Annotated in this window: 7 protein-coding genes; 4 read left to right on the forward strand and 3 right to left on the reverse strand. The window is 69.1% G+C overall.

Annotation, left to right across the window (positions count from 1 at the left end):
• Positions 1–87 precede the first annotated feature (87 nt).
• The 3 genes from ABZ693_RS32655 to ABZ693_RS32665 are packed head-to-tail and all read left to right on the forward strand — an operon-like array spanning position 88 to position 2,691.
• Positions 88–1,395 carry an MFS transporter gene (locus ABZ693_RS32655; RefSeq protein WP_359884897.1) on the forward strand — a complete coding sequence of 436 codons (1,308 nt, stop codon included), beginning with the start codon at positions 88–90 and terminating at the stop codon, positions 1,393–1,395.
• On the forward strand, positions 1,392–2,216 hold the full coding sequence (locus ABZ693_RS32660; protein WP_359884898.1) for a GHMP family kinase ATP-binding protein: 825 nt from the start codon (positions 1,392–1,394) through the stop codon (positions 2,214–2,216). The genes ABZ693_RS32655 and ABZ693_RS32660 overlap by 4 nt, the downstream gene beginning before the upstream one ends.
• Positions 2,206–2,691 (forward strand): hypothetical protein, encoded by a 486-nt coding sequence (locus tag ABZ693_RS32665; RefSeq protein WP_359884900.1) that lies wholly within the window; start codon positions 2,206–2,208, stop codon positions 2,689–2,691. Before ABZ693_RS32660 ends, ABZ693_RS32665 begins: the two co-directional genes overlap by 11 nt.
• Before the next feature lie 348 nt (positions 2,692–3,039).
• Here ABZ693_RS32665 and ABZ693_RS32670 read toward each other — a convergent pair whose 3' ends face one another.
• Complete coding sequence (locus ABZ693_RS32670; protein ID WP_359884901.1) at positions 3,040–3,327, reverse strand: SHOCT domain-containing protein; 288 nt, start codon at positions 3,325–3,327, stop codon at positions 3,040–3,042.
• Between the two features lie 47 nt (positions 3,328–3,374).
• On the reverse strand, positions 3,375–3,818 hold the full coding sequence (locus ABZ693_RS32675) for a DUF6325 family protein (RefSeq protein WP_359884902.1): 444 nt from the start codon (positions 3,816–3,818) through the stop codon (positions 3,375–3,377).
• 297 nt (positions 3,819–4,115) lie between these two features.
• Between ABZ693_RS32675 and ABZ693_RS32680 the strand changes: the two genes are divergently transcribed.
• Positions 4,116–4,598 (forward strand): DUF2252 family protein, encoded by a 483-nt coding sequence (locus ABZ693_RS32680; protein ID WP_435842614.1) that lies wholly within the window; start codon positions 4,116–4,118, stop codon positions 4,596–4,598.
• On the opposite strand, the gene ABZ693_RS32685 is transcribed toward ABZ693_RS32680, so the two are convergent.
• Positions 4,552–6,168: an MFS transporter gene (locus tag ABZ693_RS32685; RefSeq protein ID WP_359884904.1), complete on the reverse strand. Its 1,617-nt coding sequence runs from the start codon at positions 6,166–6,168 to the stop codon at positions 4,552–4,554. The two genes, ABZ693_RS32680 and ABZ693_RS32685, sit on opposite strands and share 47 nt — an antisense overlap.
• Positions 6,169–6,407: the final 239 nt, after the last annotated feature.

Consider the following 6,407-nt stretch of genomic DNA (forward strand, 5'->3'; position numbering starts at 1 on the left):
ACCGGAGAGGAAAAGGCAAAACCAATGCCATCTGGGTTGTGGCGACACCGGGATTTCCGGAATCTCTGGCTCGGGCAGACATCATCCATGTTCGCGGCGAATACGGTGGCGGTTCTCTTCCCGTTGCTCGCCTCTGTTTCCCTCGACGCCTCGCTCTTCGAGATGGGTCTGCTCTCGGCGGCGGGATACGTCCCGTATCTCGGAGTCAGTCTCTTCGCGGGAGCGTGGCTCGCCAGGAAACCGAAGCGCGCCATCATCGTCTTCTGCGACATGGCTCGCGCACTGCTGCTGCTCGCCATTCCGTTGGCATGGTGGCTCGACCTCCTGAGCGTGCCCACGCTGCTCGTCGTGGCCCTGCTCGTCGGATGCTTCAGCGTGGTGGCGGATGTGGGCAGCGCGTCGATCCTGCCCGCACTCGTCGAGCGTGACGATCTGATCGACGGCAACAGCAAGCTGGAGCTGAGCGCGTCCTCCGCCGGCATCGCGGGCAGCGCGCTCGGCGGCGGCATCTTCCAGCTGCTGGCCGGGCCGGTCTCGATGATGATCAACACGGTGCTCTTCGCGCTCTCGGCGTTCTTCACGGCGCTGATCCGCGGTGAGCGGAAGACCGCCGGGGAGGGCGGCGAGGGCGAGGAGCCCGAGGAGCCGAGCCAGACCATCTGGCGCGACATGGCCGACGGCGTCGCGTTCGTCACCGGCCACGCCACGGTGCGGACCCTGGTCCTCACCACGCTCGTGATCGACTTCTTCACGGCGATCGCGGAGCCCGTCGCGCTGGTCTTCGTCACCCGCACGCTCGACATCCCGCCGTTCAGCGTGGGTCTCATCCTGGCCGCGTCGGGCGCCGGCGCGCTCGCCGGCGCCATCCTCGGCGGCCTGCTGGGCACCGCGGTCGGCACGCTGCCCGCCGCTGATCCTGGCCTCGCTGGGCACGCTCATCGCGCCCCTGATCCTCGCCTGCGGGACCTCGCCGCGGAGCACGGGCACACCGTCGAGGACGCGGAAGAGCTGCTCGCGGACGCGTTCGACGTACGGCGCGCGCTGCCGCGGATGCGGTCCGCCGGGTCCGCCACCCCTGACCAGGTGCGGGCCGCGCTGGCCGGACAGGACCAGGACGGGAGGAGCCTCACCGCCGCGTGGGGGGCGGCGCGCGGAGGTCGTACGGCAGGCGTTGGACGACACGGACCGTGCCCTCGGTCTGGATGCCGATTCGGAATGAACGCATGCGGGGGAACACGGTGGATCAGAGGATGGCACGCGTCCCCGCGCCCGGGGCCTGGCCGGCACCGGGCGCCGGGTCCCCGGGCCCGTGGGCGGTGGGCAGCGGCGCTGCCTCCGGCACCTTCGGCGAACTCCTGCAGGGCGTCCTCCCGGACGAGCGCCACTTTCTCGTGACGCTGCCCATCACCATGGGCTCCACCGCGAAGTTCCGCTACTCGGCCGACGCCACCGGCATCACGCCGGACGCCCCGGGCAAGAGCAAGTCGGCGCGGGTCGCCGCACTCGCCCTCGAAGCCCTGGGGCGGCCCGGCGGCGGCGAGCTGCTGCTCGCCGGCGAGTTACCCGAGGGCAAGGGCCTGGCCAGCTCGTCCGCGGACCTGGTGGCCTCGGTCCGGGCCGTCGCGGACGCCTTCGGGGTGTCCTTCCCGGCCGCCACCATCGAGTCCCTGTTACGCCAGGTGGAGCCCACCGACGGGGTCATGCACGACGAGATCGTCGCCTTCCTGCACCGCGAGGTGCGGCTGCACCGCCGCCTCGGCCACCTGCCCCGCTTCGTGGTCGTCGGCTACGACGAGGGCGGCCGGATCGACACCGTCAGCTACAACCGCAGCCCCGCACCCGTCGACGACCGGACCCGCGCCGAATACGCCGTGCTGCTCGACCGGCTGGCCACCGCCGTCGCCCGGCACGACCTGCGCGCGGTCGGCGCCGTCGCCACCCGCAGCGCCGAACTCCACGCCCGGCTGCGGCCGCGCCCCGCGCTCGCGCCGCTCCGCGCGGCGTGCGCGGAGACCGACGGACTCGGCGTGGTCGTCGCGCACAGCGGCACCGTACTCGGCGTCCTGCTGGCCGGCGACGACCCCGACCTGGACCGGAAGACCTCCTTCTTACAAGCCCGATACGCGCGCCTCGGCGGGCCCAGCGCCATCTACCACTACGCGCCCGGCTCGACCGCACGGCGCGACGCCATCGAGGGGAACGGCGATGTTCTTTGAGGCCGTGCACGACTCCATCGGATCGACGCCGCTGATACGGCTCCGGCTCGACGCCCGGGAGGGCGTCGAAGTGTGCGCCAAACTGGAGACGCACAACCCGTTCGCCATGGACATGCTCCTGGAGGCCCGGCGCTGGGCGGTCCTCCACGATGTGGAGAAGGAAGCCCGTCGTACGGAGGCCGTAGCAAGCCTCGATGCGGCCATGGCACGCCGTGACAAGCTGGAGCACGAATTCTATGTCGAGGGTTCGTTGGCGGAAGACCGGTTCAAGACCCTGTCGGCTGAGCAATCGGCAGGGATCGAATCGCTTGGCCTTGAAGCCGCGGAACTGGCACGAGGGGCCGACCTCTCGGTCTTCTTCGCGGATGGCGAGGCGCTGGCAGACTCGTGGGCCGGCGCATGCTCCTGGGGTGGTCTTGAAGTCGCCCACGATCACCCCCGCTCGCTTTCCTGGGGATCGTACGCCGATCCTTGACCGGTTCGTCCCGCGGTGGGTCGCATGACGACCTAGGTTAGATGGTCTCTGACCTGGTCCTTTGTGGTTGCCCTAATGATCCGCAGTGGCGTGGAACCCTCCAGCGCGACTCCGGCGGCGCCGTAGGCCAGGGACCGGGGCGTCCATCCTTGGACGCGGGACAGATTCTGAGCGCGGTCGGGGGAGGCGAGACGTTACCCTCCCTCCTCGACCGGCTGCTGGATCGCGGGTCGGTGCGCCGTGGCACCGCCGCCGTCGTCCTGTGCCAGCCTGCCCATCAGCGACAGCTCGAATTGATCCGCGCAGGCAAGGCAACGCGGGCTTTGTGCAGACGTCACTTGGAGCCGGTCACGATCCGAGGATCCTGCGCTTCTGTTCCTCGAATTCAGCCTCCGAGAGCACGCCCTGGTCCTTGAGCTCGCCGAGCTGCTTCAGCTGTTCGAGCTTGCTGGTCATGTCGGGGGCCGGCGAAGCCGGAGGCGGCTGGGCGGAGGACGCCGGCTGAGGTGAGGGCGCCTCGGATGCCTGCTGAGCCGCCCACCGTCCCCGCTGACGGCGTGACACACGGTTCGACACGGCGGTCGCCGTGCCGGCAACAGCCGCAGTGCGCGCGACTCCCCGGATGAGACCTGGCATGACTGATTCCCTTCAGCTCAGCAGGATCGGCAGACGCTGTCTGCTGCTCAGTGAGCAGCCTCGGCAGCGTCGAGCGCGTCGAGGACAGCAGACACCGGGATTCGCCCGGAGGCGACCAGCCTGGCATCGGCACGGCGCAGGGCGGTGGCAAAGGGAGCGGCCCACAGGTTCTCGTAGATCATGATGCCGGCGGAACTCCCGGGCTCCAGCGCGGTGGCCGCCTCCTCGATATCGTCCTGGCCCAGGAGGCCGGAGGACGCGCCCTCGAAAACGGCCAGGTCGAGTTCGCCGTCACCGGTCAGGTCGGCGATCTCCATGCCGGTCACGGAACCGTCATCCTCCTTCCTGACGAACATCAGGTCGAGGATCCGGATCAGGCCGCGGTCCACGAGGTCGACCAGGAGGGGGAACCCCTCACCTGTCATTCGGTTACCGGGGAACTCGACGACCAGATAGTCGATCGGGCCCACTTCTTCGAGTTCGTCGCTCACGGCGTCACCTCGGGTGCTCGCTGCCGCCCCCCTGGAGTAACCCCATTGCATACGTCAATTGCATCATCGGACCGCGGCCGTCGCACCTCGGGAGCCGTTCACCCGCCTGGTTCGCTCAGGCCTGTCGACCGCCCCGTCGTCGCCCTGCGAGCGAAGGTCGTCCAATCCCCGGAGCCGCTGCCATGACCGAGAACCACCTGGACGGCCGCGGGTCGCGGCACCGCACTCCGCAGGAGCGGGCCGCGCTGGGGAAGGCGGCACGGTCCGCCGTACCCCGCTCCAGCCACGCCGAGTTCGGTGCGGTCGTATCGCGCGTGTATGCGTGCCTTCGCCGGCATCGGCAACCTGGAAGTCTGGTATGCCCAGTTCGACGCGGCATGGGTGCGGGGCCGGTTCGGGGCGGACCTGTCCGCGCGGGGCCGTGAACGCTGGGCGCATGCCGTGGACAAGGCGCGTTCGCACGACACCGTTCAGGTCTTCGACAAGCTCACCCGTGTCGTCGACGGTGAGCGCCGGATCACACCCGATCCGCCGCTCATCACCCCTCTTGAGGACCTGCTGCCGGACGAAGGGCCCGGCCGGCTGGAGCAGCAGATCAGCCGGCTGATCGAGCGATACGGCAGCACATCAGGGCCTACCCAGCCCTCGGCGTCTGCCCTTCTGGGCTGTCTGCGCCGCTCCCAGTCCGTCGGAGCGGTGAAACAAGGGCGGCTGGGATCCAGCCGCCCTGCGGCTATGGCTTCGTCGAACCGGGCTGGGTATTCGGGATCCGTGAGGTGAAGAACATGGCGAGGAGCGCGGCGAAGGCGAGGATGGCGACTGCGGCGCGCAGACCGTCGATCCTGGCGTCTTCGTTCGCGTCGAGTGCCGCCTGGGTCACCGCCTCGCTGGTGCCCGCTTCGTCGAGCGCGGACGTGAGCTCGGCATCCGACAAGAACGGTACGCCGCTTTGGAGTTCGACGGTCGCCTGGCTCTTGACCTCGGCCGGGATCGCCGGATTCTGTTCCACGCTGGTGAGGAACGAAGTCGTCATCGCGGCGATCATGATCGACCCGGCGAGCGCTGTACCGATAGAGGCGCCCAGGTTGGTGACGGAGTTCTGGACACCGCCGACTTCCGCACTCTGTGCTTCTGGCACAGCGGACACGGTGACCGACCCGAGCTGGGACGCCAGCGCGCCCATGCCGAGCCCGATCAACAGCAGGGGGATGGTGACGATCTCCGCACCGGCGTCCGTGTCGAGCGCGGCCATCAGGACCAGCGCGCCCGCGAACAACGCCAAGACCCCGAGCCGCACCACCCGCCGGGGCGAGACGCCGGGCAGGTAGCGGGGGATCAGGACGGCGGCCGCCAGCAGTGTCACGGAGAGCGGCAGAAGGCGGGCACCGGTCTTGAGCGCGGACAGGCCCAGGGCGACCGACAGATAGAGCGGTACGACGAAGAAGACGCCCATCTGAACGAGGTACTGGAAGAAGAACATCGTCAGTCCGCCGGTGAGCTGCTTGTTCTGCAGCATGGCCGGGTCGACAAGTGGCTCCCTGTGCCGCTCCACCATGCCTGTCTCCCAGTGGAGGAAGAGCCAGATCAGCAGGAGACCGGCCAAAATCAGCCACACGACCAGCGAGACCCCGAGCCATGAGGGCGCGTCGGGCTTCGGCTGGAACCAGCCCCATTCGTCGGAGCGGAGCACGCCGTAGACGAAGAGCCCGAGCCCGAGCGCGGACAGCACGGCGCCCACGAGATCGATGCGAGCGCCTTCGCCGGCCGGCGCGTCGGCGATGCGGCGGGCGAGCACCAGGATGCCGAGCACCACCAGGACCTCTCCGGCGAAGACCCACCGCCAGGAGAAGTACGTCGTCGCCACACCTCCGATGAGCGGCCCGACCGCGATCGCCACGGCCCCCGCGGCCGCGACGAGTCCGTAGGCGGCGGGACGTCGCTCGGTGGCGAAGTTGCCGGCCACGAGCGCCACGATCGCGGGCATGATGAGTGCCGCCCCGATCCCCTCCAGGAACGACCAGCCGATCAGCAGCACGGTCAGGTTCGGTGCGAGCGCCGTGGTGAGGGAGCCGCAGCCGTAGATGACGCAGCCGATCACGAACGCGCGTTTGCGGCCGATCAGCGCCCCCACCTTGCCGCCGGGGATCATGAACATCGCCATCACCAGGGTGTAGGCCGTGATGGCGCCCTGGATACCCGTCACCGTCGTGCCCACGTCTTTGGCCACCGTCGCGATCGAGACGTTCATGACCGAGCTGTCCAGCGCCATCAGGAACTGACCGGCGGCGAGTGTCAGTAGGACGATCCGCGCCTTTGGTGGACTCTCGGAGGTTCTTGTCCTGGGTTCCATGCGCGCATCGTCCCAGCCGCCCCGGAGAGCGGACCGCGCCTCGCCTCGGAGGTCGACTGGTTGGCGGAGCCACTTGGGCGGGAATCCACATGGCGTGTTCTCTGTCAAGTCCAGCGGGTTGGCTCTGAGGTAGGTTCGACCGCTTAACCTCGCCGTTTCACTTGGTGCGGGGCCGATTTCTGTGCGGCAACGCGAAAGTGCCTTCTGAGCTGGGACGATGAACCTTGTCGAGGGGTTCT

Origin of the sequence: Streptomyces laurentii, assembly GCF_040635425.1 — a bacterium.
Taxonomy (GTDB): Bacteria; Actinomycetota; Actinomycetes; order Streptomycetales; family Streptomycetaceae; genus Streptomyces; species Streptomyces laurentii.